We start from the raw sequence: 26,403 nt of genomic DNA, 5'->3' as shown, positions 1-26,403 counted from the left end.
TCTAGCTTTTCAGGAATGTCGCGAGTGCGGCGACAACGCCGCGGTTGGCCTCTTCGGTGCCGATGCTCATGCGCAGCGCGTTCGGAAAACCGTAGCCGGAAACGCGCCGCAATATGTAGCCGCGCGCACTGAGGTAGTCGTCGGCGGCGGCCGCCGAATGCTTTTTGTCCTCGCGAAAGTGGATAAGGATGAAATTGCCGACGCTCGGTGTCACCCGCAGCCCAAGCCCGCTTAGTTGCTCGGTCAGCCATGCCAGCCAGGTCTCGTTATGCGCCACGCTGCGCTCGATATGGACGCGGTCGCGGATCGCCGCGATACCGGCCTCGATAGCCGTCGCATTGACGTTGAAAGGCCCGCGCACGCGGTTGATCGCGTCGATGATATGCATTGGCGCATACATCCAGCCGATCCGCGCGCCGCCCAGGCCCAACTTGGAGAAAGTGCGGGTCATGACCACGTTTTCTGCGCTACCCACCAACTCGACGCCGGCTTCATAATCGTTGCGCCGGACATATTCGGCGTAAGCTGCATCCAGCACCAGAAGCACGTTTCGCGGCAGGCCGGCATGCAGGCGGCGCACCTCCTGGAACGGCACGTAGGTGCCGGTTGGATTGTTGGGATTGGCAAGGAAGATGATCCTGGTACGCGGCGTCACCGCGGCAAGGATTGCATCGACATCGGCGCGTTCATCGGTCTCCTTGACCGTAACCGGGACGGCACCGGCCGATTGTATGTAGATCTTGTAGACCATGAAGCCGTGTTCGGTGATGATGGCTTCGTCGCCGGGCGCGAGGTAGGTCTGCGCCAGCAGGCCCAGAATCTCGTCGGAGCCGTTGGAGCAGACGATGTTCGCCGGGTTGAGCCCGTGCACCTCGGCGATCGCTTCCCTCAGACGCCTGGCGCTGCCGTCGGGATAGACCGCGAGCTTGTCGGCGACCGCGCGCGCGGCCTCTATCGCCTTTGGCGAAGGGCCGAGCGGGTTCTCATTCGACGACAATTTGTGGACCTTGGCGACACCTTCAGGCGCCGCGCTCTTGCCGGGTACATAGGCTTCGATGTCCATGATGCCGGCGCGGGGCCTTGGACGTGTCTGATCCGGTATCTGGCTCATTCCATGAAATCCGTCGAGAGTGCCTCCATCCGGAAGCCGCAGCGGAAATACAAGCCGTGGCCCGGAATGTCGAGGGGCGGCAATTCGGGATCAAGAACTTGCCGTTGACGAAGCCATGCGTCGGTCCTAGAAGAGCAGCGAAAGTTCCGTGGTGATTTGGCCGGTCGGCTTGCAGCCACGTTAAACAACTTGCTAAAGGGCCGTTTGCATCTTGTAACCGGCTTTGCGAAGGCATGGCCGGTTTTTTGTTGCCCTGGCTGGTTGTTGCCCAGACTGGCGGTGGACAACTGAAGGCGGGCAAGGAGATATGATGGTCGCTTTGCGCGCGCGAAAAACCAACAACGAGGCCGACCAGCCGTCGAGCCCGGTGTTGCGTTTCGGCGCCGACAAGCCGCTCAAGCTCGACGCCGGCACGCTGCTGTCGCCCTTCCAGATTGCCTACCAGACCTATGGCACGCTCAACGACGCGCGCTCCAACGCCATCCTCGTCTGCCATGCGCTGACCGGCGACCAGCATGTCGCCAACACCAATCCGGTGACCGGCAAGCCAGGCTGGTGGGAAGTGCTGATCGGCCCCGGCAAGATCATCGACACCGATCGTTTCTTCGTCATCTCGTCCAACGTCATCGGCGGCTGTCTCGGCTCCACCGGCCCCGCCTCGACCAATCCCGCCACCGCCAAGCCCTACGGGCTCGACCTGCCGATCATCACCATCCGCGACATGGTGCGCGCGCAGCTGATGCTGGTCGAGCATTTCGGTATCGAACAGCTGTTCAGCGTGCTGGGCGGCTCGATGGGCGGCATGCAGGTGCTGCAATGGGCCTCGAGCTATCCCGAGCGCGTCTTCTCGGCGCTGCCGATCGCCACCGGCGCCCGCCATTCTTCGCAGAACATCGCTTTCCACGAGGTCGGCAGGCAGGCAGTGATGGCCGACCCGGACTGGCATGGCGGCAAATACTTCGAGCACGGCAAGCGGCCGGAAAAGGGGCTGGCGGTGGCGCGCATGGCCGCTCACATCACCTATCTGTCGGAAGCAGCGCTGCACCGCAAGTTCGGCCGCAACCTTCAGGATCGCGAAGCCCTGACCTTCGGCTTCGATGCCGACTTCCAGATCGAGAGCTACCTGCGCCATCAGGGCATGACCTTCGTCGATCGCTTCGATGCCAACTCCTATCTCTACATGACCCGGGCGATGGACTATTTCGATCTCGCCGCCGACCATGGCGGCCGGTTGGCCGATGCCTTCGCCGGCACCAAGACGCGCTTCTGCCTGGTTTCGTTCACCAGCGATTGGCTGTTCCCGACCGAGGAAAGCCGCTCGGTCGTGCACGCGCTGAACGCGGCCGGCGCCTCGGTCTCGTTCGTCGAGATCGAGACCGACCGCGGCCACGACGCCTTCCTGCTCGACGAACCGGAACTGTTCGCCGCCATCAAAGGCTTCATCGCCTCGGCGGCGCGGGCGAGAGGGCTCGGCGCATGACCCCGAAAAGTTCCGGATTGTTCGGATCAGGACCATGCGCCAGGCAAGTGACGAGCCCATGAGCGTCAACCGCGCCCAGCGCGTCGACCTCGAGGTCATCGCCGATCTCATCCCGCCGCAGTCGCGGGTGCTAGACGTCGGTTCCGGCGACGGCCTGCTGCTCGAATTGCTGCAGGCGACCAAGAAGGTCGACGGTCGCGGGCTGGAACTGTCGCAGCGCGGCGTCAACGAATGCGTGGCGCGCGGCCTGTCGGTCATCCAGGGCGATGCCGATAAGGATCTCCAATTCTATCCCGATAAGGGCTTCGACTTCGTCGTTTTGTCGCAGACCTTGCAGGCGACCCGCAATCCGAAATTGGTGCTCGACGAACTGCTCAGGATCGGCAACCGCGCTATCGTCTCATTCCCAAATTTTGGTCACTGGCGGGTGCGCTTTTCGCTACTGTTCAACGGCCGCATGCCGGTGACCAAGGACCTGCCCTATTCCTGGTATGACACCCCCAACATCCATTTCTGCACCATTCGCGATTTCGTCAATCTGTGCGACGAGCTTGGCGCGACGGTGGAAAAGGCGACCGCGCTCGACGCCAATGGCCAGCGGATCGGCTTCTCGATGCCGTGGTGGTTCTGGAATTTTTTCGGCCAGCAGGCGGTGTTTCTGCTGAAACGATAAGAGCCAATCGTCGCGGATCGTCCCCTTATTCGAGAACGTCGGTGGCCTTGTGCGGGTGCTGGACGCCATCGACCAGGACCACGTCGGACTGAGAATTCTCGGTGCGCAGCGGCAAGATCTCCTGATAGGCGGGCGAGCGGTACCATGCACGCACCTGCTGCATGTCTGGAAATTCGATCATGACGAGGTGGCCCGGCCAGGTGTTTTCAACGACTTCCACCTCGCTGCCATGCACGATGAAGCGCCCGCCAAACGGCTCCAGCGTGGCATCGATCTTGTGCAGGTACTCGACGATCTGCGGCCCCGGCGTGACCTGGCGCATATGCGCGACGGCGTAGGCGGTCATGGCTGTACTCCCTGGTGGTCGAAGCCGGACAACCGGCTTGATGGGAGCAGTTTGCCGAGACCTTGCACGCTGGTCGATTACCCCCGAGGTAATGACACTGAATACAAAACCGACGCGCCTCTGCCGTTGCTGCTCCGAACAGGGCCGTGCGCGAGCCCTGCTGTCACCTGAAAAATATTTCCGCCTGGCGCCGATGATTTCCGCACGCCTGCGCTGTCCTTATCGATGAGCGCGCCTGGATGGTCCGGCGGCCGGGAGCAGAGAGGTGATCCATGGGATCGTTGCAAGGTCAGAATGTTGTAGTCGTCGGAGGCAGCCGCGGGGTCGGCCGCTCCATCGCGGAGGCCGCCCTCAAGGAGAGAGCGACGGTGCTGGCCGTGGCCCGCGGAAAACAGGCCCTGGCGCAATTTGCCTGGGAGGTCTCGGGCGTGAAGACGCTCGTGGTCGATGCGACGGTGGACTCCGCCCCCGATAAGGTCTTCGCCGCGCTGGAACCGGACGTGCTGGTAATCTGCGCAGGCGCGCTGGCCCCTTCCGCGCCGCTGCACGAACAGAACTGGAAGGCGTTCTCCGCAAATTGGGACACGGACGTCAAGGCATCGTTCCTGTTTTGCCGGGCCGCTCTGCGGCGTCCGCTCAAGCCGGGAACCCGTATCGTTCTGATCTCCAGTGGCGCGGCCTTGACCGGCGGGCCACCCAATACCGGCGGCTATGCCGGCGCAAAACGCATGCAGATGTTCCTGGCCGGTCATAGCCAGAAGGAAGCCGACCGGCTCGGCCTCGGCCTTCGCTTCATGGCGCTCGCGCCGATGCGCATCATGCCGGAAACCGGCGTGGGCAAGGCCGGCGTCGACAGCGTCGCTGCCTATATGGGCATCCAGCCGGCGGACTTCATCGCCGCCATGACCGACATGCAAACCCCGGCCGACGTCGGACGGGCGGTGGTCGCGCTCGCCACCGGCCAGCCGCAAGGCAGTTCCTTCATGGTGAGCGGGAGCGGGCTTGCACCGGCCGCTTGAGGCGCGCGTAATGCAACGCTCACTCGTAACCGCACAGCCCGCATGACAGACGCTCAACCACCTCTGGAACCAGCAGGCCAGCCGATCCTCGATCGGCTGGCCTTCGAGAAGGTCACGGCCGTCCATCGCCGCGAGCTCAAGCTGCATTGCTATCGCATGATGGGTTCGCTGCACGAGGCCGACGACCTCGTCCAGGACACGTTGCTTCGCGCCTGGCGCGCCAGGTCGGAGTTCGACGGGCGGGGTTCGGTTCGCGGTTGGCTCTACATGATCGCGACCAACGCTTGCCTCAACGCCATCAATGCGAGGTCGAGGGCGCGTCGCATTCTCCGGGAACTCGGACGGCCGCCCTCGCACGGGGCGGCCGTAGGCGGGCCCGTAGCCGACATCGCCTGGCTGGAGCCCTACCCCGACGCCGAGCTTCCAGACATTGCCGGCAGCGAGCCAGGTCCGGAAGCTCGTTACGAGAGCCGCGAGGCCGTCCAGCTCGCCTTCGTCGCCGCGATCCAGGATCTGCCGCCCAGGCAGCGCGCCGCGCTGCTGCTTGCCGACGTCCTGGGATGGTCGGCTGTTGAGACGGCGCGTTTGCTGGGTGGATCGACGGCTTCGATCAACAGTGCGTTGCAGCGGGCCCGTGCAACGCTGGCGGCGCGCTATCCTCAGGGACGGCCGGCCAGCCGATCACGACCCAGCCCCGAAGAAGGCCTGCTGCTCGAACGCTACATGCAGGCCTGGCAGGCCGCCAATCTCGACAGCTTGATCGAGCTGCTGCGTGAGGACGCCATCTATACAATGCCGCCTTGGCGCGAATGGTATCAAGGCCGCGAAGCGATCCGCGGTTTCTTCGAGACCGTCTGGCCGAGGTTTGGCGGCTTCCGCACGCTGGCCACCCGGGCCAATGCCCAGCCGGCGGTCGGGGTTTATTCCCGCAGCCACGATGGCCCTGAATGGCGGGCCCATTCCCTGCACGTGTTCGACGCAGCCGAGGGCGGGATCGCTTCCTTGACGATCTTCATAGGACCGCTCGGGCCATCTCTGTTCCCGGCCTTCGGCCTGCCACCAGCCTAACCTGCCCCTGGGCTAGCCTTATCGGTCGAGTTCCGGGAAATATGGGTCCGAGAAAAACCGCCGGTCGCGCTCGCCTTGCAGGCAGTCGATCGGTGTGTCGATGCGGATCGTCCTCGGATCCACCTTGGGATACTCGATGCCGCTGACCTCGAGGATCAGTTTGCGGCGAGTGGCGGTGGCGAATTCGGAAGCAGCATAGATCGGTAGCACGAACGAGCCAGGCCCGCCGGTGACGCATTCGGCATAATACCGGTCGAGATGGCTGAAGGTGGGTGACGGGCTGATCAGGATCGGCAGCCCGTTGATGACGATGCCCTTCGCCAGCGCCGCATCGCGTGCCGTCGTGACCGGCAAGCCGGTGTTGTTTGGGCCGTCGCCCGAGACGTCGATGACGCGACGTTTGCCGGTGAAGGCCGTGCCGTTGAAAAGCTCGACGCCGAAAGCCACTGCGCCGGAAATCGAGGTGCCGCGAAAGCTTCTGAACGGGCGGGCCGCGATCTTGTCGGCGAAAGCGTTGGCGCTCTCCTTGCTGTCGACGACCTGCCAGGCAATGACCGCATCGTCGCGGATGGTGCCGGCCCATTCGAAATAGGCGATGGCGATGCGGCCGGAGGTGCCGGCACGCACGGCGTTGATGAAGTCGGGATGGCGCAGCGCCGCGACATAGCCGGCGCGCTGCAGGGCAAACTCCCTTTCATCCATCGACTGCGAGATGTCGACGGCCAGCACCAGCTCGACATCGACGGCAAGTGCATTGGCCGGCGCGGCCACGGGTGCCGCCGGGGCGCAGGCAAGGCAGGCGAGCAGGGCGAAAGCGTCAAGCATGGCCGATCGGAACGTTCCCATCTGAACGATCGCGACAGTTTTTCGCCGCGATCGCGGCGAAATAAAGCTTGGTTTCTATTTCTTTCGGCCAGCCGAGGCGATGGCCGGGGGCGGTTCGATGGCCCCTGCCCTGATACGGGCCGGCTTGAGGGCCGGTTGGCCGGCATCCTTGACGATGGTCAACGCCCGCCGGAAGAAGCGGCCATTGTGCTGGCCGCGGCCGATATTGAGGATCGCGGCGTCGGGAATGCGCTTCTCCAGCATCGACAGCACTTGCCTCAGCGTCGGGCCGTCGAACGCGTCCAGCGCCTCGTCGATAATCACCCATTTCGGCCGTCGCAAGGCGAGCCTGGCAAAGGCCAGCAGACGCTGCTCGTCGTCGCTGAGCTCACGCTCCCAGCGCGCCGACCGATCGAGCGAGGACGACAGGCGCTGCAGCCCGACATCGGCCAGCACCTCCGAGATCTCGGCATCGGCCGCCTCCGCCGCGCCGTCTGCATGGTTGAGCACCTCGCGCAGCCTGCCGAGCGGGAAATAGGGGGTGCGCGGAACAAAGATCGGCGCTTCTCCGGCCGGCATGCCGATCCGTCCGCTGCCCCACGGCCACAGACCGGCAATGGCCCGGAAGAACAGCGTCTTGCCGGCGCCCGGATCTCCGGTGATCATGACCCGGTCGCCGGCGCGGATTTCGACATGCGGCTCGGCAAGCTTGGTGCATCCCTCGGGCGAGGCGATCTCGAGTTTCTCGAAGGTCAGGCTGCCGTCCGGGTTTTCGCCGAACGAAATGCGCCTTTCCGTATCGTGCAGCGCGTCGGTGTCGCCAAGCGCGATGCGGAAGTCGGCGACCCGCATCAGCGTGGCGCGCCAATCGGCGATGCCGCCGATATTGTTGATGAACCAGCGCAGCGAGGAATGAACCTGGTTGAAAGCGCCGACTGCCATCATCAAGCCGCCAAAGCTGATATCGCCGGCGAAATAGACCGGTGAGGCGACCAGGATCGGCGCAACGACTGTGATCCAGCCGTAGGTGTCGGTAACCCAGGAAAGATTGATCTGGGCGCTGTAGATGCGCCGCATGGCGCCCAGCACCATGCCGAGATCGAATTCGAGCCGGCGTCTGGCATCGGCCTCGCCATGCGCCAGCGCGATGGCATCGACATTCTCGTTGACGCGAACCACCGAGGAGCGCAGCTCCGCTTCACGCGTATAGCGATCGTTGTTGAAGCGGATCAGCGGCCGCCCGACCAACCAGCTCAACCAGGAGGCGGTGCCGGCATAAAGGATCGCCGCCCAGACCATGTAACCGGGTATGGCCAGCGAATGGCTGCCTATGTGGAAGACGAAGCCGGAAGACAGCGACCACAAGACGCCGACGAATGAGGCAAGCAGGATGCAGGACTGCAGCAGGCCGATGCCGAGGCCGGTGGAAAGATCCGAGAGATGCGCGACATCCTGCTGCAGGCGCTGGTCGGGATTGACGCCGATGGCGCCGGCATGGGCCAGCCGGAAGGCGCGCGCCGGCCGCATCCACTCGCCGATCAGATCGAGCGTCAGCGCCTCGCGCAGCTTCAGGCGGATCATCTGGTCGAGCCAGGTCTGGCCCACGTTAAACAGAAGCAGCCCGCCGGCTATTGCCGCAAAGACCAGAAGCTGATGCAGGAAGGCCTGCATGTCGCGCCGCGCCAGCGCGTCGAAGAACGGTTGGTTCCAGCGGTTGAGCAGAACCTGCCCGACGGAGGTTGCGACAATGACGGCGACGATGCCGATTGCGGCCCAAAACAATTGTTTTCGCACTGGCGAGGTGGTCAGCGCTATCTTGATTGTTGCCAGCTGCTCACGCAGGCTGCTGGCTTCGATCGACGCGGCAAGCTTCTGGGCGCTGGCCTCGACATCCGGATGATCAGCCATGAGTGAATCCTTGCATTCGGAAGCGGTGCTGAAGCCCGGTCATAGAAATCGCCGGTCATAGAACCGATTGCGTATGCCTTCAATCGGGCAGCGAACCCGTCCGCGACAGATAGGTGAGAAAAAGCCTGCGTCGGATCACGAACGCGTCATCTTGGCGGCGCCGGACGTTTGGCCCGCGACAGTCCGGCCAAGCGTCGGCGCGCCATGCGGCGAGAGAACCGGCACGAAGACGCGGCGGGACGCGCGCTGGGCAACCGGCACGCCTTGATAAAGCCGCTTCTGCGCCTCGACGACGATAACGCCCGAAAAGATCGGCCAGAAGCGCCGGCCGGCGCGTTCCAGCACATTGTGAAACTGCATCATGAAACGTCGCGGCGACGGCGGGAAGAACAGCGCATCGGACCATGCCGCCGGCGTGAAATTCGCTTCGCGCAGCAATTCAGTGAGCTGGCCGCGCGAGAACGGCCGGCCATTGCCGAAAGGCGTATGCTCGAAGCGCGCCCAGACGCCGCGCCGGTTGGGCACAACGATGACGACACGGCCGGCCGGCGACAGCACCCGCCAGATCTCGTTCAGCGTCTCGCGCGGGTTCTCGACATGTTCGAGCGAATGGACGAGCAGCATGCGGTCGATGCAGGAATCGACCAGCGGCAGTTCCTCGTCGAACACCAGCGCGGTCGCCGTCGGCCCCGTCGCCGGCCAGACCACCGCGCCCTGTGTTGCCGGCATGAAGGCAAAGACACGCTCGGCATCGCTGCCGAAGCGTTCCAGCCACGGCAAGGTATAGCCGAGACCGACCAGCCGCTCGTTGGGCACTACGGCCCATATCGAGGACAGCGCCATGGTGATCGAGCGTTCGGCCAGGCGGCCGAGCGTGGTCGAATAAAAAGAACGGAGATCGACAATGTCTGAATGCATGCGCGGAACGGTAGCTTCGAAGCAGTCCAAGTTCAACAAAGGCAGATGACATCGGCTGGCAGGCGCCCTATGTCTGCGGCAATAAAGGGAGAGATGCGATGCCGGTCGAGATCGAACAATTCATGTGCCGCAGCGACAATTTCGGCGTGCTGGTGCACGACCCGAAAAGCGGCCAGACGGCGCTCATCGATGCGCCCGAGGAGGCGCCCATCCTGGCGGCGATCAAGCGCACCGGCTGGACCCCGACGATGATCCTGACCACCCACCACCATCTCGACCATGTCGAGGCCAATCTGGCGCTGAAGGAGCGTTTCAAGCTGCGCATTGTCGGTCCGGAAGCCGAAAAGGCAAAGATTCCCGGCATCGACGAAACCGTCGAACAGGGCTCGGTTGTCCGCCTCGGCGACGAGCGGATCGAGGTCATCGCCACGCCCGGCCACACTGCGGGCCATGTCACCTATCATCTGCCGGCGTCGAAAGTGGCATTCGCCGCCGACACGCTGTTTGCGCTCGGCTGCGGGCGGCTGCTCGAATGCAAGCCGCCGGTGATGTACGAATCCCTGAAGAAGCTCGCGGCGCTGCCGGCCGACACGGTCGTCTATTGCGGCCATGAGTATACGCTGGCCAATGCCCGTTTCGCGCTCACCGTCGACCCGACCAATTCGGCGCTGAAAGAGCGTGCCGCCAAGGTCGAGGCGCTGCGCGCCGACGGCAAGCCGACGCTGCCGACGACGATCGGCGAGGAACTGTCGACCAATCCGTTCCTGCGCTGGCACGATCCGGCGATCCGCAGGCATCTCGGCCTGGAGAACGCCTCGGATGCCGAAGTGTTCGCCGAGATCCGCAAGCGCAAGGACAATTTCTGAGCGGCGCCAGGAGCTAGGGTCATGACCAGTTCCGCCGAAATCATCGCTCTGCTCGGCCTGAAGCCGCATCCGGAAGGCGGCTGGTATGCCGAGACCTTTCGCGACGGCGCGGCAGGCACGCGCGGCCATTCGACGGCGATCTATTTCCTCCTCGAGAAGGACCAATTGTCGGCCTGGCACCGGGTCAAGGACGCGGCCGAGGTCTGGCATTTCTATGACGGTGCGCCGCTGGCGCTATCGATACATCGAGAAGGCGGTCCCGGCATCGAGGAGATCCTCGGTACCGGGCTCGCTGCAGGCGAGCGGCCGCAGATCGTCGTGCCGGCAGGCTGGTGGCAGTCGGCACGCAGCCTCGGCGAATGGACCTTGGTCGGCTGCACTGTGGCGCCGGGTTTCGATTTCGCCGCCTTCGAACTTGCCGAACCAGGCTGGCTGCCGGGAACCCCATAGGCACCTAGCCCAGCAGGAAACCCAGCGTGATCGCCAGCTGGCCGACGTAATACAGCGCCCATGCCGCATGGCGCACCCAAATGCGGTGCGGCGAGATGGCGGGCAGCAGGAACTTTTCCGCGGCATGCAGCCCGTCGGACAGGATGAGCAGGACGATGCCGCCAACGACCCCGACGCTGTTCAGGGTGAGCGCCGCAATGCCCATGGCAAGCAGTGCCGCGGCATGCACGCCAATCGGCAAACGCAAGGCGGGGCCGACGCGGCGCCGGAGCGCGAAAACCATCGCCAACACCAACACGGCCATCGCCAGCACGATCGCTGCTCGCCACGGCTCGGCCAAAAGCAGCCCGAGGCCGCCGCCGGCACGCAGGAACAGCACGACGTAAAGCACGTGCGCGGCAAGAAAACTGGTTGCGCCGCCAAGAAATGCCTTCTCGCCGTCGCGCGACAGGAGGGCGACGGCGCTGACGCCGAGTGCGGCGACGAGCAGCCATGGACCGCCCTGCTGCACGACCAGCACCGCAAGCATCGCCACCGCCAACGTCCTTGCCGCCGACCGCGAAAGGCGCGGCGGCATGCCGAGGCTGAACGCGTAAATCACCGCCGCCGCCAGCGAAAACACCAGCGTCGCATTGGCATTGGCATCGATGCCGCCGGGAAACGGCATCAAGCGTTTGCCTCGCTCGTAGCCCTCTTGCGCAGGAACAGCGATTTCGCCGCGAGTGCCGCGCCGCCGGTGATCAGCACGCAGGCGGCGAGGATGCGCCATGACGGCTGGGCGAAGCCGGCGGCGATCAGCACCAGGGTGGACAGCAGCGGCGCGGCATAGCTCGCCGCCCCCAGCACCTGGATGTTGCCGCGCTTGACGCCGATGTCCCAGGCATAGAACGCCGCCCCCACCGGCATCAGACCGAGGCCGAGCACGGCCAGCCACTGGCCGGCGCCGGCGGGCAGCACCGTCTGTTCAAGCAATAGGTGGCAGACCAGCGAAAGGACCGCGGTGGCGGCGCAGAACCAGGTAACGATGCTGGTCGGCACCGACGGGAAGCGCCGCGACAACAGCGAATAGGACGACCACAGCACCGCACAGACGCCGGCCATGGCGTAGCCGAAGGCATAACGCGCGTCGAAGGCAAGCCCGCCACCTTTGGTGACGATCAGGACCGTGCCGGCAAGGCCGAGCAGCGCGCCGGCGACGTGATTCCAGGCCAGCCGCTCGCCCGGCATCAGCGCCGACCCCAGCACGATCAGCAGCGGCCACAGATAGGCGATCAGGCTGGCCTCGACGGCCGGCGCATTGCGCAGCGCGGTGAAGTAGAAGAAGTGGTAGCCGAACAGGCCGGCAATGCCGATCACCCAGACTTTGCGTGGTATTTCGACCTGGCGCGGTATCTTCGCGGCCCCGTCGGCTGCCGGCATGAACAGCCGGGCAAACAGCCCGACGCAAGTGCCGATCGTAAAGGTGATTGCCGAAAGCAGGAACGGCGGCACGGCGCCCGAAGCATCCGTAAGCAGCGCCAGCAGCGCCCACATGGCGACCGCGGAGAAGCCGATCAGTGTTGCGCGCGCCATACCCGTCGCCCCGTGCCCCGTTGGCGGCGCACCATCACGCCTATTCGTTTGCTTCGAACCGCTCCGCGCTGATCGTCAACGGACCGATTTGCGTGCTGACCGTGGCGCGGATCGGCGCATATACGCCGCTTTGGCCGACTGGTGCAAACGTCACCATGATGCGGCTGCGTTTCTTCAGGTAGTTCAGCGCTTTGCGGTTCTTGCGGTAACCGGCCACCGGCTCGAAGCCCAGCCTGCAAGTGACCGTATCGCCCTTGTAGCCGGCCACCGAAATCGACCCTTTGGACTCGTAGGTCAATTTGAGATCGGCCCGCATTTCGCCGTCATAGAGCTTCACCGTGCGCCCGCAGACCTGGTCGAGGCTGTCGGCATGGATGACGGTCGCGGCCATGGGGTCGAGGACCGATACGAGATCGCTGCCGGCCAGCGGTATCCAGTTGTTGGGATTGCGCTTCTTCGGCTCAGGCACGACCTTGGTCGAGGTGACGACGCCGTTGGCAAACCGGATGTCGATCATCGATGCCTTCTTGCCGGAGGTGTAGTCGGCGTGGAACGCTTGCGGCTGCAACCGCTTGCCCGAAATCTTGCCCTTCGACGAGATCGTACCTCGCGTATCGTCGAACAAAGTGGCGAGGCCGGCAGCGGAGACGCTGCCCTCGATCGAATAGGTGTCGCCCTCGTAATGGCTGGAGAATTTCGCTTTGGCCACGGAAAGGCCGAGGAACGATACCGAATACTCGCCCGTGAAGGATTGCGGCTCAGCGGCCGAAACCGTCGTCGACAGCGCGACGGCCATCAGCACGACCAGGGCATGGAGGAAAGAACGAGGCATGGCGGGTCCTTGGTTGTCGACCGGACGGGCGGCTCCGGTCTGGCATGTCCCTGTGCGACCGCTTATAGGCTGAATTCCGGCCTTAATGTGAAAGGCGGCGTCGGCAGGGAACGCTGGGGAGGGTCCAGGGCCAGAAAAAAACCCGCCTCGGCGGGCGGGTCGTCGGTGCGAATCAGCACCATACCTAAATTAGTAGCATAGCTGCCGGCACAAAGCAAGAACAAAATGCGGCCATCGACGAATTTGCGGATCTGCCTCGGCCCGGATGAGGGAAAGGGTTGCGGCTTCACTCCGGCTTGGGCTCCTCGCCCCACGAAAGTGGGGAGAGCGCAACCATCATGCGGTGGGCGAGGAACCCAGGTCTTGAGAGAACTGCGGGACAGCAATATCTCCTCCAGAAGAGGGCGATCAGCAGCTTCACTGACGACACCTACTCCGAAAGTGCGATTCCCCATCCCCGAAGCAACCCCCAAGCTTGACGCCTCGGCGAAATGCAACTATGGAACGCCAACTTTTTCCATAAGGCCGCCTGACCGAAACCGCGCGCCACCCGGCGCGGGTCGAATGTTTGGCCAGGACCGAGAACCGAAGGTTAGAACCATGTCCCGCACCTGCGAACTCACTGCCAAGGCAGTCATGTCCGGCAACAATGTGAGCCACGCCAACAACAAGACCAAGCGTCGCTTCCTGCCCAATCTCGTCAATGTGACGCTGATCTCGGAAGCGCTGAACCAGAACGTGCGCCTGCGCATTTCGGCCAACGCATTGCGTTCGGTCGAGCATCGCGGCGGCCTCGACGCCTTCCTGGCCAAGGCCGATGCCAAGGAATTGTCGCAGCGCGCCCGCCTATTGAAGAAGCAGATCGCCAAGAAGATCGCCGAGCAGCCGGCCGCCTGAGTTTTTCGGCGGCAGCGCCTTCCAGGGCGGGGTCCGAACTCCGGATCGCGTTCCGCTGGTTCCATTACCCAGGATAAAAAAATGATTTTCCTCTCGCGGTACCTGCCCTTCGTGGCGGCCATGGCGCTCGTCGTCGTGGCCTCGAACATCCTCGTGCAGTTCCCGATGCAAGGTTCAATCGGCGGGCTGTCGCTGGCCGACATCCTGACCTGGGGCGCCTTCACCTATCCGTTCTCCTTCCTGGTCACCGATCTCGCCAACCGCCGCTATGGGCCGGCGGTGGCGCGCAGGATCGTCTTTGTCGGCTTCATGACAGCGGTGATCTGCTCGATCGTCATCCCACCGCTGCTGTTTCGCCACGGCCTGATCGAATTCGAGACCGCCGCCGACCGGCTGGTGCGCATTGCCGCTGCCTCGGGCGCCGCCTTCCTCACCGCGCAGTTGCTCGACGTCACCGTATTCAACCGGCTGCGCCGGCAGAGCTGGTGGCGCGCGCCGATCGTCGGCACGCTGGTCGGCTCCGTTTTCGATACGGTGGTGTTTTTCACCGTCGCCTTCGCGGCGGCGTTCGCCTTCGCCGGGCCCAACGACGGCTTTGCGCTGGAAACCGCGCCGCTGATGGGCGTGCTGCCGGTCGAGACGATGCGCTGGATTTCCTGGGCGCTCGGCGATCTCGGCGTCAAGCTGGTCATAGCGGTGGTGGCGCTGATCCCCTACCGGCTGCTTGCCGCCCGCTGGAGCCAACCGGCACTGGCAGCATGATCCCGAACCAAAGGTCCGCGTTAGCGAAAAGTGGGAACCGGTTTTCGGACAAGATCATGCTCAAAGGCTATCGAGCATGATCCCTTGGGTCCAGCTTGATTCGGCAAAAACGCCTGACGGCGGACGGGAACTCCGCCTGAAGCGGCGCGGCGGCGAATTCTCGATCATGCTTGGCGCCAACGAGCTGATGAACAGCCGGCTCAGCGGTTCCGAAGAGGCGCTGGCGAAACTGTCCTGCCAAAGGATTGCCGGCCGCCGGACCCCGAACATCCTGATCGGCGGCCTCGGCATCGGCTTTACCTTGCGCGCGGCGCTGGCCGAGCTCGGCGACGATGCGCAGGTCGCCGTTGCCGAACTGGTGCCGGCAGTCGTGATTTGGGCGCGCGGCCTGATGGCCGAAGTTTTCGACGGTTGCCTTGACGACCGGCGTGTCGGCATTCGCGAGGCCGATGTCGGTCAGCTCATCCGTTCGCAAGCATCGACCTGGGACGCGATCCTGCTCGATGTCGACAACGGCCCCGAGGGCATCGTCTACAAGGCCAACGATGCGCTCTACAGCGCAGCCGGCCTGATCAGCGCGAGAGCAGCTCTCAAGCCCGGCGGTGTGCTGGCGGTCTGGTCGCAGGGCCCTGACGCAGGCTTCACCCGAAGGCTCAAGCAGGCCGGCTTCACGGTCGAGGAGGTCAAGGTGCGGGCTCACGGCAAGCGCGGCGCCCGTCACATCGTCTGGCTCGCGACCAAGGGGCAATAGGCCACCTCGCAATCCGGGCGGGCCTTGTGGTCACCGCCCGCCACGCCGACGAACCTCTACTTCGCCTTCTGAAGCTCGGCGGCGAGCGCCTGCAGCAGCCCGCGTGTGCCCTCCTCGCGCCCTTGCGCTGAATCGACGCCATCGAAGAACGCACCCTGTTCGGTATAGGTCAGGCGGGTGCCCTCGCCGGAAGGTGCAAGCTCGACCGTGGTGAGCGACGCCGACAGCGGCTGCGCCCCGACCGCCATCCGGTATGAAAATACGATGCGCCGGTCAGGGACGATGTCCTGGAACTGCGCATCGAGCCTGATCTCCGGGCCGCCCTGGTAGCTGAACCGCGAAACCTCGCCACCGCCGACACGGAAATCGAAGGTGAATTCGGCGATGGTGAACCCGTCGCCTTCGACGCGCCAGCGCCGCACCGTCGCCTTGTCGGCAAAGGCGAAGAAGACGCTCTCGGGCGATTGCGGATAGGTCCGCTCGATCGTGAAGGTCGAATGGATGACGGAGTGCTCGTCGTTAACCGGGGCAATCTGGTTCATTTCTTGTCGTCCTTTTCCTGCTCGTGGAGTGTTGCTTTCGGTTGGTCAGTCTCCGCCAGGATCTGGCCGAGACGGTCGAGCTGGCGTTCGGCGGGCGTACGGCGCGCGGCGATCCAGTCGGCGAGCGGGGCTAGCCCGCCGGGCTCGATCCGGCAGGTGCGCACGCGTCCGACCTTCTCGCTGCGGATCAGCCCGCACGCTTCCAGCGCCTGGAGGTGCTGGAGCACGGCGGCGAAGGTCATGCCGAACGGCTCCGCCAACTGGCTGACGGTGGCCGGCCCGCGGCTCAGCCTTTCCAGGATTGCCCGGCGCGTCGGCTCGGCAAGAGCCCGCAGGATGCTGTCGATCTCGGAATACTTAAGCATGGACTTGAGTATTTCGCCGATGACACCAACTGTCAAGTCACGACTAAAGTATTTTTGCAAATGGTGAGAGCCGGCTGGAAAACCCGCGACGCGGGTCATTGCCAGAGAAAATCGCCAGGGGAAATTGCAAGGGAAATTGCCTGCGCTGCAAAACGGCGCGGAAACGCCAGCGATGCTGTCAGCCAGCAGGCCGGTCGCGCGTCAATCCTCGTGCAGCACAAATTCCAGGTAAAGATTGCGCTGCAGGATCGAGTGGTTGTCATCGGACATCAGCGACACGATCAGCGCGCCATCGTCGCGGGTCCAGACGTCGAGCGCTTCCATGTTGTCGATCTGGTAGCCCATGTCGGCTTCGAGCAGCACCGGCCCGTCGGCGACGGCGCCCTTCTCGACGCCTTCGCCATAGATGCGCCGCAGCCGCATCTTGACGCCGCCGGCCATCGAAAAACTGCGCTCCAGAAGCAACAGGTCGCCGTCCGGCAGGAAGGCGCCGTCGGTGATGTCGAAATCGCCATTGCGCTTGACGGTGAAGACGCCCTTGTGCGGCCCTTCGATGATCGCGGCAAAGATGTTGCCGGCCTTGTCGAGGCTCTTTTCCGACACCACGACCAGTCCGCCCGCGTGCTGCCCGTTGGGACTGGCGCGGGTGACGGTCTCAAAGCCGCGATTGCGGCGAAGTTCCCAGGCTGGGATCAGGAAGTCCAATTGCCTGAACGGCACCTTCATGCCGTCCGGATCGATCTTGAACTCTGCGATACGGTGATCGCCCTCGAAACCGACCGTGGCAATACCGTCCTTGACCGCGAGGCCTTCGGCATCGACCGCCCATTTCTCGTCGATCGACTGGCCGGCCGCATCGACCATCTGCTGCATGCGAAAATTCTGGATGCCGGAAGGCCGCTTCTCGGCATCGTGGACGAGGGTGCCGAAGAACCAGAAGCCGGTGTCGGCAACGCCGATGAAATCGCTGCCGGGCTTGAGGAACCGAAGCGCCGAGAGCGCGCCGAAATCGCGCGTCGACGAGGTCATTTCGAGCCCGCCGACGAATTCGAGCGGCCCGAACTGTTTGTCCGGCCGGCCGATATGGAATTCGCTGATCGGCCGTGCCGAGATTTCGGCCGGCTCGACCGAGGCCAGGCCGGCAGCGATAGCCGGCGCCAAACTGATGCCTAACAACGCACTGGCGGCCAAAAGCTTCTGCCAAAAGCCGCCGCGGGAAAAAATCATCCGGCGCGCCGCATGCCGCCGCGCCGCGTGTCCCGCACGGTTTCCTCGGCGAACAGCGAGGCCAGCTGCTCGGTCATGGCGCCGGCCAGTTCTTCGGCATCGACGATGGTGACGGCGCGGCGATAGTAGCGGGTGACGTCGTGGCCGATGCCGATGGCCAAAAGCTCGACAGGCGAGCGCGTCTCGATGAGCTCGATGATGGCGCGCAGATGCCGCTCGAGATAATTGCCCGGATTGACCGACAGCGTCGAATCGTCGACCGGCGCCCCGTCCGAGATCATCATCAGGATCTTGCGCTGCTCCGGCCGCGCGATCAGCCGGTTGTGCGCCCACAGCAGCGCCTCGCCGTCGATGTTTTCCTTGAGCAGGCCCTCGCGCATCATCAGCCCGAGATTGCGGCGCGCCCGCCGCCACGGGTGGTCGGCGGATTTGTAGATGATGTGGCGCAGATCGTTGAGCCGGCCGGGGTTCGGCGGTTTGCCTTCCTTCAGCCATTTCTCGCGCGCCTGCCCGCCCTTCCAGGCGCGGGTGGTGAAGCCGAGGATTTCGACCGAGACGCCGCAGCGTTCCAGCGTGCGCGCCAGGATGTCGGCGCAGGTCGCGGCGACCGTGATCGGCCGGCCGCGCATCGAACCCGAATTGTCGAGCACCAGCGACACCACCGTGTCGCGGAATTTGGTATCGCGCTCCTGCTTGAAGGACAGAGGCTGCATCGGGTCGATGACGACGCGCACCAGCCGTGCCGGATCGAGATAGCCTTCTTCGAGGTCGAAATCCCAGGAGCGGTTCTGCTGCGCCATCAGGCGGCGCTGCAGCCGGTTGGCCAGCCGCCCGACGACGCCGGAAAGGTTGGCGAGCTGCTTGTCGAGGAAGGCGCGCAGTCGGTCGAGCTCCTCCTCCTCGCACAGTTCCTCCGCACCAACGGTCTCGTCGAAGGCCGTGGTGAAGACCTTGTAGTCGATCTCTTTCGGCAGATTGGTGAAGGGATTGTCGTTGCGGCGCGCCTCGCCGGGCGTCTCCGCATCGGCGTCGTCATCGTCGGAGAGATCCTCGGCGGTGGCGTCGGAGGCTTCCGTCTCGGCCGATTGCTCGTCGTCCGACGATGCCTCGGTATCCTCGGACTGCGACTGCTCGGAGCCCGAATCGTCTTCGCCGCCCTCCTCGCTCTGCTCCTCGCCTTGCGGCTGGTTTTCGTCGTTGTCCTCGGAGTCTTCCGTCTCCTGGTCGTCGCCGAGCTCCTCCGCCATTTCCATGGAGGCGAGCATCTCGCGCACGACGCGGGCGAACGCCTGCTGGTCGTCGAGCTTTGCCGACAGCCCGTCCAGATCGGCACTGGCTTTTTCCTCGACCCAGGGGCGCCAGAGATCGACCAGCCGTTCGCCGCTCTTCGGCACAGTGCGGCCGGTCAGCTTTTCGCGCACCATCAGCGCCAGCGCCTCCTCGATCGGCGCGTCGGCCTTGTCCTTGACGTCGGCGAGGTTGGCCCTGGCGTATTTGTCCTCGAGCATCGAGCCGATATTGTCGGCAACGCCCTGCATGGCGCGGCTGCCGATCGCCTCGACCCGGGCCTGCTCGACCGCGTCGTAGATGGCGCGGGCCTGTTTGCCTTCCGGCGCCAGCCTGGTGTGGATGCGCGTATCATGGCAGGCGCGCTTCAGCGCCATGGAATCGCCGAGCCCGCGGGTAATGGCGATATCCGCCTTCGATGCCTTCTTCGGCAGTTCGGGCAGCCGGGCGCGACTGCCGGCCAGCGCCGGCCGGTCCTTGGCGAAACCGACCTCGAGATCCTTGTCGCCGGCGATGGCGCGCATGCAGACGGTAACCGCGCGCTTGAAGCTGTCGGCCTCAGCGCCGGTCTTGGATTTGTTTCGTGTGTTGTCGCCCGGACCCGCCATCGAGACTCTGCTTAGCCCAGCACCACATTCGCCGCCGATTCCGGCAAATCTTCGCCGAAGGCGCGCTGGTAGAACTCGGCGACCAGCGAGCGTTCCAGCTCGTCGCATTTATTGAGGAAGGTCAGCCGGAACGCCATGCCGATATTGCCGAAGATTTCGGCATTCTCGGCCCAGGTGATAACCGTGCGCGGGCTCATAACCGTCGACAAATCGCCGTTGATGAAGGCCGAGCGCGTCATGTCGGCGACACGAACCATCTTGTTGACGATCTCCTTGCCCTTGCCGTCGCGATAATGCTTGGCCTTGGCCAGCACGATGTTCACTTCATTGTCGTGCGGCAAATAGTTCAGCGTAGTGACGATCGACCAGCGGTCCATCTGCGCCTGGTTGATCTGCTGGGTGCCGTGGTAGAGGCCTGTGGTGTCGCCGAGCCCGACCGTATTCGCGGTCGAAAACAGCCGGAAGGCCGGATGCGGGCGGATAACCCGGCTCTGGTCGAGCAGCGTCAGCCGGCCCGACGATTCCAGCACGCGCTGGATGACGAACATCACGTCCGGGCGGCCGGCATCGTACTCGTCGAAGCACAGCGCGACATTGTGCTGATAGGCCCAGGGCAGGATGCCGTCGCGGAATTCGGTGATCTGCAGCCCTTCCTTGACGACGATGGCATCCTTGCCGACGAGATCGATACGGCTGACATGGCTGTCGAGGTTGACACGCACGCAAGGCCAGTTGAGGCGGGCGGCGACCTGCTCGATATGCGTCGACTTGCCGGTGCCGTGATAGCCCGACACCATGACGCGGCGGTTATAGGCAAAGCCGGCGAGGATCGCCATCGTCGTGTTCTTGTCGAACAGGTAGTCCGGATCGATGTCGGGCACATGCTCGCTCGTCACCGAATAGGCCGGCACCACCATCTTGGAGTCGAAGCCGAATGTCTCCTTCACCGACACCGTGGTGTCGGGCAGGTTGGCGATGTCGCGATCGACCTTGTTCATCTCTATCACGTCTCCACAAGCGAAACGCCGCGTTTCGCTGGCAATCGATTTTGTTCGGGGGCGGTCTTAGAGCCTTTTCCAACCCTATGAAAGTTGGAAAGCGACACGAACCGTAAGGTCGCTCAGCACAAACCTGCCTGCTTGAGCACGCGATACGCCTGGAGCACATCGCGGAACCGGTCTTCCGAACCTCTGTCGCCGCCATTCGCATCCGGATGGTGGCGTTTCACAAGTTCCTTATAGCGCGCCTTGATATCCTTGCCACTTGCCTTTGTATCAAGGCCAAGCGTTTCCAGTGCCTTGGCCTCAAGCGGCTTGGCCTTGCGCTCGCGTGCTTCGCGCGGGTCCTTCGGGCCTTTGAACAGGTCGAAGGGATCGCGCATGCGATTGTAGTAGCCGGCACGGCCGGAACGCGCCTGGGCGAAGTCGGGCGAGGAGCGTGTCGAGGCGCCGTTGACGCCCATTTTCCAGGTCGGCCGGTGGCCGGTCATGGCTTCCTTCTGGAAGCGCGCGATCTCGGTATCCGGAACGCCCGAGAAATAATTGAAGCCCTTGTTGTACTCGCGCACATGGTCGAAGCAGAACTGGAAATACTCGCCTTCCTTCATCCGCCCGACCGGCGCGCGGTGGGTACCGGCCTCCTTGCAGCCATCCCATTGGCAGATCGGCGAACGCGACTTCAGCTCCGCGTCCTTCTCCGGGCGGATGCGAATCTTCTCGAAATATTTTGGGTACGGCTTCATCTCACCCATTTATGGGCCGTTCGCGGATGCGAAACAAGAATTGACATTTTCGCGATGATCGCCCTAACCGCTGAATCGCGGCATAAAACCGGCGAATGGCGAATTTTGTGCGATGACATAGATGTGGTGAAGGGAAGCGACGATGTCCATACAGGCAACGATGGAAGATAAGCTGAAAAAGGCGTTTTCGCCGGAACGGCTGGACGTCATCAACGAAAGCCATCTCCATGCCGGTCATCATCACGCGGATTCCGGCCATCACGCTGCCTTCGACGGCGCCGGCGAGACGCATTTCCGCATCCGCATCGTCGCGCCAGCCTTTGCCGGCATGAGCCGCGTCGAGCGTCACCGCGCCGTCAACGATCTGCTGGCCGAGGAGTTGAAGTCCGGCGTGCATGCCCTGGCGATCGAGCCGGCGGCGCCCGGCGAAAAGACCCGCTGGTAGATCAGCCGACGCTCGACCTCAAGAAGGCCATCACCGCTGTGGTCAATGCATCGCCTTCGGTGCCGAAGTCGCGATTGATCGACATGTGCGAATAGGCGCTGCCGTCGAACAGCGTGACCCTGGTTCCGGTGGCGCGCAGACGCCCGGCGAAGGCCTCCGCGTCCGCCGCGCGGGCTTTCGCCCGTGAATGGGCGATGAAGGTCGGCGGGTGCTTGCGGCCTTCCACATAGGTGACAGGCGACAGCGCGCGCCACTGCGCCGGATCGGGAAAGGCGCGGGCATAGACCCCTGCCATGCCGCCGCTCCTGGCCAATGCCTCCAGGTCGTAAGCCCTGGTGTCGTCGAGGACCAGCGCCGCGACCCCGGGCAGGCCGCCGCGCAGGCCGGTCAATGCGACGAGATGGCAGCCGGCCGAATGGCCCATCGCGACGATCCGGTCCGGATCGCCGCCATGCCTGGCGATGTTGGCGCGGACGTAGCGATAGGCCAGTTCGACATCCGCCGCCTGGGTGGCGACGTCGGCCTCGGGCAGCATCCGGTAGTCGATCGAGACGAAGCAGAAGCCATTGTCGAGCAGGAATTGCGGCTTGGCATTGACGTTGCCGCGACTGCCGACCCGCCAGGCGCCGCCATGGACGAAGAAGACGACCGGCAGGCCGCTTGCGCCGTCGCGGGAATAGATGTCGAGCTTGGCCGGCCCATAGTCGAAGGTTTCGGGCGACGGCGAACGCAGCCGCAATGCCGCCGCCTGCCCCGGCAACAGCGCCGCCATCGACACCAGAAGCAGGCTTCGCCGATCGATTGTCATAGACTCCTGACCGCCCACAGGTGCCGCAAGATGCGCGCTGTCATTCGCCAAGCATTACCGGCTTGATCCTCAGCCGCGCGATTCGGTTCTTGTCGCGCTTCATGACGACGAAGCGCTTGCCGTGAAACGTAAAGGCCTGCTTTTCGTCCGGGATCGACTGCGCCTCGTGGATAACGAGGCCGGCAATGGTGGTGGCTTCCTCGTCCGGCAGGTGCCAGTCGAGCGCCCGGTTCAGGTCGCGGATCGGCACCGTGCCGTCGACGACGACGGAGCCGTCGGCCTCCTGCTTGACACCCTGGATGTCGATATCGTGCTCGTCGGCGATCTCGCCGACGATCTCCTCGATGATGTCCTCCAGCGTCACCAGCCCTTCGACCTCGCCATATTCGTCGACGACGATGGCGAAATGCGCCTTGCGGCGCAGGAAGGCGTTGAGCTGCTCCTGCAGCGTCGTGGTGTCGGGCACGAACCACGGTTTAGATGCGATCTTCATCACGTCGATCCGGGAGAAATCGTTGCCGACCTCGTTCAGCGCGCGCAGCAGATCCTTCGCGTGCAGCACGCCAACAATGTTGTCGAGCGAACCCTTCCACAACGGCATGCGGGTGTGCGGGCTCTGCAGGATCTCGCGAACCACCGCTTCGGGCGGGTCATCGGCATTGACCGAGCGCATATTGGTGCGGTGGACCATGACGTCCGACACTTCGAGCTCCTCGAGGTCGAACAGGCCGCCGATGCGGGCGCGGTCCTCGCGCACCACCTGGCCGTCGCGGCGGAAATCGTCGACGGCGCCGCGCAGTTCCTCGCGCGCCGAGCGCTGCGGCTCGATGCGCTGCAGCTCATAGCCGAAGGCGGCGAGCAGGTGCCGGCGCAGGACGAAGCCCAGCAGGCCTAGGCCGGCGAGCACTGCAGCCGCGATCCAGCCGGCCTGACTCATCCCGGGCGGCTTTCCTGCCGACCCGGATGGTTCTCCCTGAGGAACGCCAGCACTTCCGAGGCCGGCACATCCCTGGCGATGAAGGCCTGTCCGACGCCGCGCGTCAGGATGAAGGTCAGCGCGCCGCGCGACACCTTCTTGTCCTGGGTGATGAAGGAGAACAGCTGCTCGGCGTCGGGCAATTCGCCCGGAATGTCGGCCATGCGCCAGGGTAGGCCGACGGCGCGAAGATGCGCCTCGACGCGCGCCGCATCGTCGGGGCTCGCCAAATTGAGCCTTGAGGAAAAGCGGTGCGCCAGCGCCATGCCGATGGCGACGCCTTCGCCATGCACGAGCCGTGCGCCGTCATAGCCGGTCGCCGCCTCCAGTGCATGGCCGAAGGTGTGGCCGAGATTGAGCAGGGCGCGGTCGCCGGTCTCGAACTCGTCGCGGGCAACGACGTCGGCCTTGGCACGACAGGCCTCGGCGATGGCCGCAGCCCGCTCCGGCCCGCCGGCAAACACTTGGCGCCAGTTTTCTTCCAGCCAGGCGAAGAACTCCGGCCGGTCGATCAGCCCGTATTTGGCCAGTTCGGCATAGCCGGCGCGAAACTCGCGGATCGGCAGCGTGTCGAGCACTTCGGTATCGGCCAGCACCAGCTTGGGCTGGTGGAACACCCCGACGAGGTTCTTGCCGCGCTTGCTGTTGATGCCGGTCTTGCCGCCGACGGAGGAATCGACCTGCGCCAGCAGCGAGGTCGGAACCTGCACGAAATTCATGCCGCGCCGCGCGATGCCGGCGGCAAAGCCGGCCAGGTCGCCGATGACGCCGCCGCCGAGCGCGATGACGACGTCGCCGCGCTCCAGCTTGGCGGCCAACACGCCATCGACCACCTCTTCGAGATGCGCAAAGCTCTTGGTCTTTTCGCCTGGCGGCAACGTGATGACGGCATGTTGGATGCCACCGCTTGCCAGGCCGGCCGCAAGCGTCGCGAGATGCGCGGCCGCGACGTTTTCGTCGGTGACGACCGCCGCCCGCGTCCCCGGCAGACGGCGCGAAATCTCGGCGCCGGCGCGTGACAGCAGGCCGGGACCGATCAAAATATCGTAGGCACGCTCGCCAAGCCCGACTTCGACAGAGACCGTTGCATCAGCGCTCACGACCGCACCTCGTCAATGTCGGCAATGCCGAGATGGCCGCGCAGCGCGTCCACCACTTCGGCGGCAATGATCTCCTTGCGGTCGTCGCGGGTCGGCACGATGACATCGGCCGCGGCATAAACCGGGTAGCGTTCCGCCATCAGCCGTTCCAGCACGGCGCGTGGATCGGCGCTTTTCAGCAGCGGCCGGTTCTGTTTCTTGGAAACGCGCTCCATCAACAGGTCGATCTCGGCTTTCAGCCAAACCGAAACGCCATGGCTGGCGATCGCCTCGCGCGTCTGCGCGTTCATGAAGGCGCCGCCGCCGGTCGACAGCACCTGCGGCCCGTGCTCCAGCACACGCAGGATGACGCGCTGCTCCAGTGCTCGGAACTCCGCCTCGCCATAGCGCTCGAACAGGTCCGGGACGCTCATGCGCGAAACAGTTTCGATCTCCTGGTCGCTGTCGATGAAGGGTAGTGCCAGCATCGCCGCCACCTTGCGGCCGATCGCCGTCTTGCCGGCGCCCATCAGCCCGACAAAGACGATGGAACGGCCGCCCAGCCGGCCGAGCAGCGCGGCATGGCTCTCGCCCGGAGGATTTGCTGGTAGCGCGTTCATGCTTCTAGGGCCTCTTTGGCGGCGTATCGACATCAAAAGCCTGTTTGCGTCAAGCGCGGCGCAACCGGGACTATGGGCTTCACCCTTGAATTGGCCGGATTGGCGTCTCATAAGGGCACAGGGTTGGAAATGCAGAATAAGACGACGGGCGAAAATTAATGCCAACACTGTTTCGCTTTGTCGTGACGCTCGCGATTCTGGCCGGCATTGTCTATGGCGCGATGTTCGCCCTGGTCATGTTCGTCGAGCCGAGAAAGGCGGAAATGAGCGTGCGTATCCCTCCGGAAAAGCTCAATCCCAAAAAATGAACAGCGCCGCCCGCATCGAAGCCTTCCTGGAGATGATGAGCGCCGAGCGCGGCGCGGCCGAAAACACGCTTTCCTCCTACCGCCGCGACCTCGAAGACGCTTCCGCCGGGATCGGCGGTGGGCTTGCCGCTGCCACCAGCGCCGACATCCGTGCCTATCTCGACGACATCGCCGCGCGCGGCTTTGCCGCCAGCTCGCAGGCGCGCAAATTGTCGGCGATCCGGCAGTTCTTCCAGTTCCTCTACGCCGAAGGCCTGCGCGGTGACGATCCGACCGGCACGCTGGACAGTCCGAAGAAAGGCCGGCCGCTGCCTAAGACGATGAGCGAGGCCGATACCGGCCGGCTGCTCGACCGCGCGGCGCAGGAGGCGATGGACCCCTCCATGCATGACGGCGACAGGCTGGCGGCGCTGCGCCTGCACGCGCTGGTCGAGGTGCTCTACGCCACCGGCTTGCGCGTTTCGGAGCTGGTCGGCCTTCCCGTGACGGTGGCACAGCGCGACGACCGCTTCTTCATGGTCCGCGGCAAGGGCAACAAGGAGCGCATGGTGCCGCTGTCGGCCAAGGCGCGCACCGCGATGCGGACATGGCTTGCCGCACGGGGGGCGGTGCCGGCTCTTGCCGACAGCCCGTTCCTGTTTCCGGCTGCCTCCGACAGCGGCTATCTCTCGAGACAGGTCTTTGCCCGCGAGCTGAAAGGGCTTGGCGCTCGGGCCGGCATTGCCGCGGCGAAGATATCGCCGCATGTGCTGCGCCATGCTTTCGCCAGCCATCTCTTGCAGAACGGCGCTGATCTCAGGGCCGTGCAGCAGTTGCTCGGCCATGCCGATATTTCAACGACGCAGATCTACACGCATGTGCTGGAGGAGCGGCTGGTGCGTCTGGTCAACGATCATCATCCGCTTGCCGACTAGGCGTC

Annotated in this window: 30 protein-coding genes and 1 riboswitch; of the genes, 12 read left to right on the top strand and 18 right to left on the bottom strand. The window is 64.3% G+C overall.

Annotation, left to right across the window (positions count from 1 at the left end):
- Position 1: 1 nt before the first annotated feature.
- Positions 2-1,111, bottom strand: a complete 1,110-nt coding sequence (hisC, locus tag NKH42_RS08075) for a histidinol-phosphate transaminase (protein WP_352751174.1) — start codon at positions 1,109-1,111, stop codon at positions 2-4.
- Positions 1,112-1,249: 138 nt separating this feature from the next.
- Positions 1,250-1,327: riboswitch (SAM riboswitch) on the top strand.
- Positions 1,328-1,421: 94 nt separating this feature from the next.
- On the opposite strand from hisC, the gene metX reads away from it, so the two are divergent.
- Entirely contained in the window at positions 1,422-2,591 is a 1,170-nt protein-coding gene (gene metX, locus NKH42_RS08070) for a homoserine O-acetyltransferase MetX (RefSeq protein WP_292661143.1), read from the top strand.
- A 58-nt stretch (positions 2,592-2,649) separates the two neighbouring features.
- Positions 2,650-3,264, top strand: a complete 615-nt coding sequence (gene metW / locus NKH42_RS08065) for a methionine biosynthesis protein MetW (protein WP_352687412.1) — start codon at positions 2,650-2,652, stop codon at positions 3,262-3,264.
- A gap of 25 nt (positions 3,265-3,289) precedes the next feature.
- Here the strand turns inward: metW and NKH42_RS08060 are convergent, their stop codons facing one another.
- Positions 3,290-3,610 (bottom strand): DUF1330 domain-containing protein, encoded by a 321-nt coding sequence (locus NKH42_RS08060; RefSeq protein WP_352687381.1) that lies wholly within the window; start codon positions 3,608-3,610, stop codon positions 3,290-3,292.
- Positions 3,611-3,882: 272 nt separating this feature from the next.
- Here NKH42_RS08060 and NKH42_RS08055 point away from each other — a divergent pair, with 272 nt between their 5' ends.
- Both NKH42_RS08055 and NKH42_RS08050 read left to right on the top strand, forming a co-directional pair.
- Positions 3,883-4,629, top strand: a complete 747-nt coding sequence (locus tag NKH42_RS08055) for an SDR family NAD(P)-dependent oxidoreductase (protein ID WP_352687379.1) — start codon at positions 3,883-3,885, stop codon at positions 4,627-4,629.
- A 42-nt stretch (positions 4,630-4,671) separates the two neighbouring features.
- Complete coding sequence (locus tag NKH42_RS08050; protein WP_352687377.1) at positions 4,672-5,697, top strand: RNA polymerase subunit sigma-70; 1,026 nt, start codon at positions 4,672-4,674, stop codon at positions 5,695-5,697.
- A gap of 18 nt (positions 5,698-5,715) precedes the next feature.
- Here NKH42_RS08050 and NKH42_RS08045 read toward each other — a convergent pair whose 3' ends face one another.
- The 3 genes from NKH42_RS08045 to NKH42_RS08035 all read right to left on the bottom strand — a co-directional run bounded on the left by NKH42_RS08045 (position 5,716) and on the right by NKH42_RS08035 (position 9,348).
- Positions 5,716-6,522: a DUF1194 domain-containing protein gene (locus NKH42_RS08045; protein ID WP_352687375.1), complete on the bottom strand. Its 807-nt coding sequence runs from the start codon at positions 6,520-6,522 to the stop codon at positions 5,716-5,718.
- Positions 6,523-6,597: 75 nt separating this feature from the next.
- The gene (locus NKH42_RS08040) at positions 6,598-8,430 is read right to left on the bottom strand and encodes an ABC transporter ATP-binding protein/permease (RefSeq protein WP_352687374.1); all 1,833 of its coding nucleotides are present in this window, start codon (positions 8,428-8,430) and stop codon (positions 6,598-6,600) included.
- A 135-nt stretch (positions 8,431-8,565) separates the two neighbouring features.
- Positions 8,566-9,348, bottom strand: coding sequence for a class I SAM-dependent methyltransferase (locus tag NKH42_RS08035; protein ID WP_352687372.1), 783 nt, complete (start codon positions 9,346-9,348; stop codon positions 8,566-8,568).
- A gap of 98 nt (positions 9,349-9,446) precedes the next feature.
- Between NKH42_RS08035 and gloB the strand changes: the two genes are divergently transcribed.
- Together gloB and NKH42_RS08025 are read left to right on the top strand one after the other, a co-directional pair.
- Entirely contained in the window at positions 9,447-10,214 is a 768-nt protein-coding gene (gene gloB / locus NKH42_RS08030) for a hydroxyacylglutathione hydrolase (RefSeq protein ID WP_352687370.1), read from the top strand.
- Between the two features lie 21 nt (positions 10,215-10,235).
- Positions 10,236-10,664 carry a cupin domain-containing protein gene (locus tag NKH42_RS08025; RefSeq protein ID WP_352687368.1) on the top strand — a complete coding sequence of 143 codons (429 nt, stop codon included), beginning with the start codon at positions 10,236-10,238 and terminating at the stop codon, positions 10,662-10,664.
- A gap of 4 nt (positions 10,665-10,668) precedes the next feature.
- On the opposite strand, the gene NKH42_RS08020 is transcribed toward NKH42_RS08025, so the two are convergent.
- The 3 genes from NKH42_RS08020 to NKH42_RS08010 are packed head-to-tail and all read right to left on the bottom strand — an operon-like array spanning position 10,669 to position 13,068.
- The gene (locus NKH42_RS08020; protein ID WP_352974025.1) at positions 10,669-11,331 is read right to left on the bottom strand and encodes a lysoplasmalogenase family protein; all 663 of its coding nucleotides are present in this window, start codon (positions 11,329-11,331) and stop codon (positions 10,669-10,671) included.
- Entirely contained in the window at positions 11,331-12,236 is a 906-nt protein-coding gene (gene yddG, locus NKH42_RS08015) for an aromatic amino acid exporter YddG (protein ID WP_352687364.1), read from the bottom strand. Before yddG ends, NKH42_RS08020 begins: the two co-directional genes overlap by 1 nt.
- A gap of 40 nt (positions 12,237-12,276) precedes the next feature.
- Positions 12,277-13,068: a DUF3108 domain-containing protein gene (locus tag NKH42_RS08010; protein ID WP_352649297.1), complete on the bottom strand. Its 792-nt coding sequence runs from the start codon at positions 13,066-13,068 to the stop codon at positions 12,277-12,279.
- 600 nt (positions 13,069-13,668) lie between these two features.
- Here NKH42_RS08010 and rpmB point away from each other — a divergent pair.
- The 3 genes from rpmB (at position 13,669) to NKH42_RS07995 (ending at position 15,478) form a co-directional block, all read left to right on the top strand.
- Entirely contained in the window at positions 13,669-13,965 is a 297-nt protein-coding gene (gene rpmB / locus NKH42_RS08005) for a 50S ribosomal protein L28 (RefSeq protein ID WP_352505075.1), read from the top strand.
- 81 nt (positions 13,966-14,046) lie between these two features.
- Entirely contained in the window at positions 14,047-14,727 is a 681-nt protein-coding gene (locus NKH42_RS08000) for a queuosine precursor transporter (RefSeq protein WP_352505074.1), read from the top strand.
- A gap of 76 nt (positions 14,728-14,803) precedes the next feature.
- The gene (locus NKH42_RS07995) at positions 14,804-15,478 is read left to right on the top strand and encodes a spermidine synthase (protein WP_352751177.1); all 675 of its coding nucleotides are present in this window, start codon (positions 14,804-14,806) and stop codon (positions 15,476-15,478) included.
- 56 nt (positions 15,479-15,534) lie between these two features.
- Here the strand turns inward: NKH42_RS07995 and NKH42_RS07990 are convergent, their stop codons facing one another.
- The 6 genes from NKH42_RS07990 to NKH42_RS07965 form a co-directional block, all read right to left on the bottom strand.
- Positions 15,535-16,020 (bottom strand): SRPBCC family protein, encoded by a 486-nt coding sequence (locus tag NKH42_RS07990; protein ID WP_352687358.1) that lies wholly within the window; start codon positions 16,018-16,020, stop codon positions 15,535-15,537.
- Positions 16,017-16,385 carry an ArsR/SmtB family transcription factor gene (locus NKH42_RS07985; protein WP_352687410.1) on the bottom strand — a complete coding sequence of 123 codons (369 nt, stop codon included), beginning with the start codon at positions 16,383-16,385 and terminating at the stop codon, positions 16,017-16,019. Before NKH42_RS07985 ends, NKH42_RS07990 begins: the two co-directional genes overlap by 4 nt.
- 201 nt (positions 16,386-16,586) lie before the next feature.
- Positions 16,587-17,612 carry an esterase-like activity of phytase family protein gene (locus NKH42_RS07980; RefSeq protein WP_352687356.1) on the bottom strand — a complete coding sequence of 342 codons (1,026 nt, stop codon included), beginning with the start codon at positions 17,610-17,612 and terminating at the stop codon, positions 16,587-16,589.
- The gene (cobT, locus tag NKH42_RS07975; RefSeq protein ID WP_352505070.1) at positions 17,609-19,507 is read right to left on the bottom strand and encodes a cobaltochelatase subunit CobT; all 1,899 of its coding nucleotides are present in this window, start codon (positions 19,505-19,507) and stop codon (positions 17,609-17,611) included. The genes NKH42_RS07980 and cobT overlap by 4 nt, the downstream gene beginning before the upstream one ends.
- Positions 19,508-19,518: 11 nt before the next feature.
- Positions 19,519-20,505 carry a cobaltochelatase subunit CobS gene (gene cobS / locus NKH42_RS07970; protein ID WP_352505069.1) on the bottom strand — a complete coding sequence of 329 codons (987 nt, stop codon included), beginning with the start codon at positions 20,503-20,505 and terminating at the stop codon, positions 19,519-19,521.
- 122 nt (positions 20,506-20,627) lie between these two features.
- Positions 20,628-21,257, bottom strand: coding sequence for a J domain-containing protein (locus NKH42_RS07965; RefSeq protein WP_254816626.1), 630 nt, complete (start codon positions 21,255-21,257; stop codon positions 20,628-20,630).
- Positions 21,258-21,390: 133 nt separating this feature from the next.
- Here NKH42_RS07965 and NKH42_RS07960 point away from each other — a divergent pair, with 133 nt between their 5' ends.
- Positions 21,391-21,693, top strand: a complete 303-nt coding sequence (locus tag NKH42_RS07960; RefSeq protein WP_352687354.1) for a BolA family protein — start codon at positions 21,391-21,393, stop codon at positions 21,691-21,693.
- A 1-nt stretch (position 21,694) separates the two neighbouring features.
- Here the strand turns inward: NKH42_RS07960 and NKH42_RS07955 are convergent, their stop codons facing one another.
- The 4 genes from NKH42_RS07955 to NKH42_RS07940 are packed head-to-tail and all read right to left on the bottom strand — an operon-like array spanning position 21,695 to position 25,176.
- Positions 21,695-22,501 (bottom strand): alpha/beta hydrolase, encoded by an 807-nt coding sequence (locus tag NKH42_RS07955; RefSeq protein WP_352505068.1) that lies wholly within the window; start codon positions 22,499-22,501, stop codon positions 21,695-21,697.
- A gap of 40 nt (positions 22,502-22,541) precedes the next feature.
- Entirely contained in the window at positions 22,542-23,438 is an 897-nt protein-coding gene (locus NKH42_RS07950; RefSeq protein ID WP_352505067.1) for an HlyC/CorC family transporter, read from the bottom strand.
- Positions 23,435-24,577: a 3-dehydroquinate synthase gene (gene aroB, locus NKH42_RS07945; RefSeq protein WP_352476243.1), complete on the bottom strand. Its 1,143-nt coding sequence runs from the start codon at positions 24,575-24,577 to the stop codon at positions 23,435-23,437. The genes NKH42_RS07950 and aroB overlap by 4 nt, the downstream gene beginning before the upstream one ends.
- On the bottom strand, positions 24,574-25,176 hold the full coding sequence (locus NKH42_RS07940; RefSeq protein WP_352505066.1) for a shikimate kinase: 603 nt from the start codon (positions 25,174-25,176) through the stop codon (positions 24,574-24,576). The genes aroB and NKH42_RS07940 overlap by 4 nt, the downstream gene beginning before the upstream one ends.
- Before the next feature lie 158 nt (positions 25,177-25,334).
- Here NKH42_RS07940 and NKH42_RS07935 point away from each other — a divergent pair, with 158 nt between their 5' ends.
- Positions 25,335-25,484, top strand: a complete 150-nt coding sequence (locus NKH42_RS07935; protein ID WP_023677884.1) for a hypothetical protein — start codon at positions 25,335-25,337, stop codon at positions 25,482-25,484.
- Positions 25,481-26,398, top strand: coding sequence for a site-specific tyrosine recombinase XerD (locus tag NKH42_RS07930; RefSeq protein ID WP_352505065.1), 918 nt, complete (start codon positions 25,481-25,483; stop codon positions 26,396-26,398). The genes NKH42_RS07935 and NKH42_RS07930 overlap by 4 nt, the downstream gene beginning before the upstream one ends.
- Positions 26,399-26,403: the final 5 nt, after the last annotated feature.

The sequence above is a fragment of the Mesorhizobium sp. M1142 genome (genome assembly GCF_040318565.1).
Lineage (GTDB): Bacteria > Pseudomonadota > Alphaproteobacteria > Rhizobiales > Rhizobiaceae > Mesorhizobium.
The sequence above is the reverse complement of the archived record's forward strand: the minus strand, read 5'-3'. Positions and strand labels throughout refer to the sequence as shown.

What these genes read in the sequence shown, in the direction of transcription:
- NKH42_RS07930 (WP_352505065.1), top strand. Translation starts at nt 25,481, where the DNA reads ATGAACAGCGCCGCCCGCATCGAAGCCTTCCTGGAGATGATGAGCGCC.
- NKH42_RS07935 (WP_023677884.1), top strand. Translation starts at nt 25,335, where the DNA reads ATGCCAACACTGTTTCGCTTTGTCGTGACGCTCGCGATTCTGGCCGGC.
- NKH42_RS07990 (WP_352687358.1), bottom strand. Translation starts at nt 16,020, where the DNA reads ATGAACCAGATTGCCCCGGTTAACGACGAGCACTCCGTCATCCATTCG.
- NKH42_RS07960 (WP_352687354.1), top strand. Translation starts at nt 21,391, where the DNA reads ATGTCCATACAGGCAACGATGGAAGATAAGCTGAAAAAGGCGTTTTCG.
- NKH42_RS07965 (WP_254816626.1), bottom strand. Translation starts at nt 21,257, where the DNA reads ATGGGTGAGATGAAGCCGTACCCAAAATATTTCGAGAAGATTCGCATC.
- NKH42_RS08055 (WP_352687379.1), top strand. Translation starts at nt 3,883, where the DNA reads ATGGGATCGTTGCAAGGTCAGAATGTTGTAGTCGTCGGAGGCAGCCGC.
- NKH42_RS07940 (WP_352505066.1), bottom strand. Translation starts at nt 25,176, where the DNA reads ATGAACGCGCTACCAGCAAATCCTCCGGGCGAGAGCCATGCCGCGCTG.
- NKH42_RS08025 (WP_352687368.1), top strand. Translation starts at nt 10,236, where the DNA reads ATGACCAGTTCCGCCGAAATCATCGCTCTGCTCGGCCTGAAGCCGCAT.
- NKH42_RS08010 (WP_352649297.1), bottom strand. Translation starts at nt 13,068, where the DNA reads ATGCCTCGTTCTTTCCTCCATGCCCTGGTCGTGCTGATGGCCGTCGCG.
- NKH42_RS08035 (WP_352687372.1), bottom strand. Translation starts at nt 9,348, where the DNA reads ATGCATTCAGACATTGTCGATCTCCGTTCTTTTTATTCGACCACGCTC.
- metX (WP_292661143.1), top strand. Translation starts at nt 1,422, where the DNA reads ATGGTCGCTTTGCGCGCGCGAAAAACCAACAACGAGGCCGACCAGCCG.
- NKH42_RS08040 (WP_352687374.1), bottom strand. Translation starts at nt 8,430, where the DNA reads ATGGCTGATCATCCGGATGTCGAGGCCAGCGCCCAGAAGCTTGCCGCG.
- NKH42_RS08060 (WP_352687381.1), bottom strand. Translation starts at nt 3,610, where the DNA reads ATGACCGCCTACGCCGTCGCGCATATGCGCCAGGTCACGCCGGGGCCG.
- metW (WP_352687412.1), top strand. Translation starts at nt 2,650, where the DNA reads ATGAGCGTCAACCGCGCCCAGCGCGTCGACCTCGAGGTCATCGCCGAT.
- gloB (WP_352687370.1), top strand. Translation starts at nt 9,447, where the DNA reads ATGCCGGTCGAGATCGAACAATTCATGTGCCGCAGCGACAATTTCGGC.
- NKH42_RS08000 (WP_352505074.1), top strand. Translation starts at nt 14,047, where the DNA reads ATGATTTTCCTCTCGCGGTACCTGCCCTTCGTGGCGGCCATGGCGCTC.
- NKH42_RS07995 (WP_352751177.1), top strand. Translation starts at nt 14,804, where the DNA reads ATGATCCCTTGGGTCCAGCTTGATTCGGCAAAAACGCCTGACGGCGGA.
- NKH42_RS08020 (WP_352974025.1), bottom strand. Translation starts at nt 11,331, where the DNA reads ATGCCGTTTCCCGGCGGCATCGATGCCAATGCCAATGCGACGCTGGTG.
- NKH42_RS07985 (WP_352687410.1), bottom strand. Translation starts at nt 16,385, where the DNA reads ATGCTTAAGTATTCCGAGATCGACAGCATCCTGCGGGCTCTTGCCGAG.
- NKH42_RS07950 (WP_352505067.1), bottom strand. Translation starts at nt 23,438, where the DNA reads ATGAGTCAGGCCGGCTGGATCGCGGCTGCAGTGCTCGCCGGCCTAGGC.
- NKH42_RS08045 (WP_352687375.1), bottom strand. Translation starts at nt 6,522, where the DNA reads ATGCTTGACGCTTTCGCCCTGCTCGCCTGCCTTGCCTGCGCCCCGGCG.
- hisC (WP_352751174.1), bottom strand. Translation starts at nt 1,111, where the DNA reads ATGAGCCAGATACCGGATCAGACACGTCCAAGGCCCCGCGCCGGCATC.
- NKH42_RS07955 (WP_352505068.1), bottom strand. Translation starts at nt 22,501, where the DNA reads ATGACAATCGATCGGCGAAGCCTGCTTCTGGTGTCGATGGCGGCGCTG.
- NKH42_RS07980 (WP_352687356.1), bottom strand. Translation starts at nt 17,612, where the DNA reads ATGATTTTTTCCCGCGGCGGCTTTTGGCAGAAGCTTTTGGCCGCCAGT.
- yddG (WP_352687364.1), bottom strand. Translation starts at nt 12,236, where the DNA reads ATGGCGCGCGCAACACTGATCGGCTTCTCCGCGGTCGCCATGTGGGCG.
- NKH42_RS08050 (WP_352687377.1), top strand. Translation starts at nt 4,672, where the DNA reads ATGACAGACGCTCAACCACCTCTGGAACCAGCAGGCCAGCCGATCCTC.
- rpmB (WP_352505075.1), top strand. Translation starts at nt 13,669, where the DNA reads ATGTCCCGCACCTGCGAACTCACTGCCAAGGCAGTCATGTCCGGCAAC.
- cobS (WP_352505069.1), bottom strand. Translation starts at nt 20,505, where the DNA reads ATGAACAAGGTCGATCGCGACATCGCCAACCTGCCCGACACCACGGTG.
- cobT (WP_352505070.1), bottom strand. Translation starts at nt 19,507, where the DNA reads ATGGCGGGTCCGGGCGACAACACACGAAACAAATCCAAGACCGGCGCT.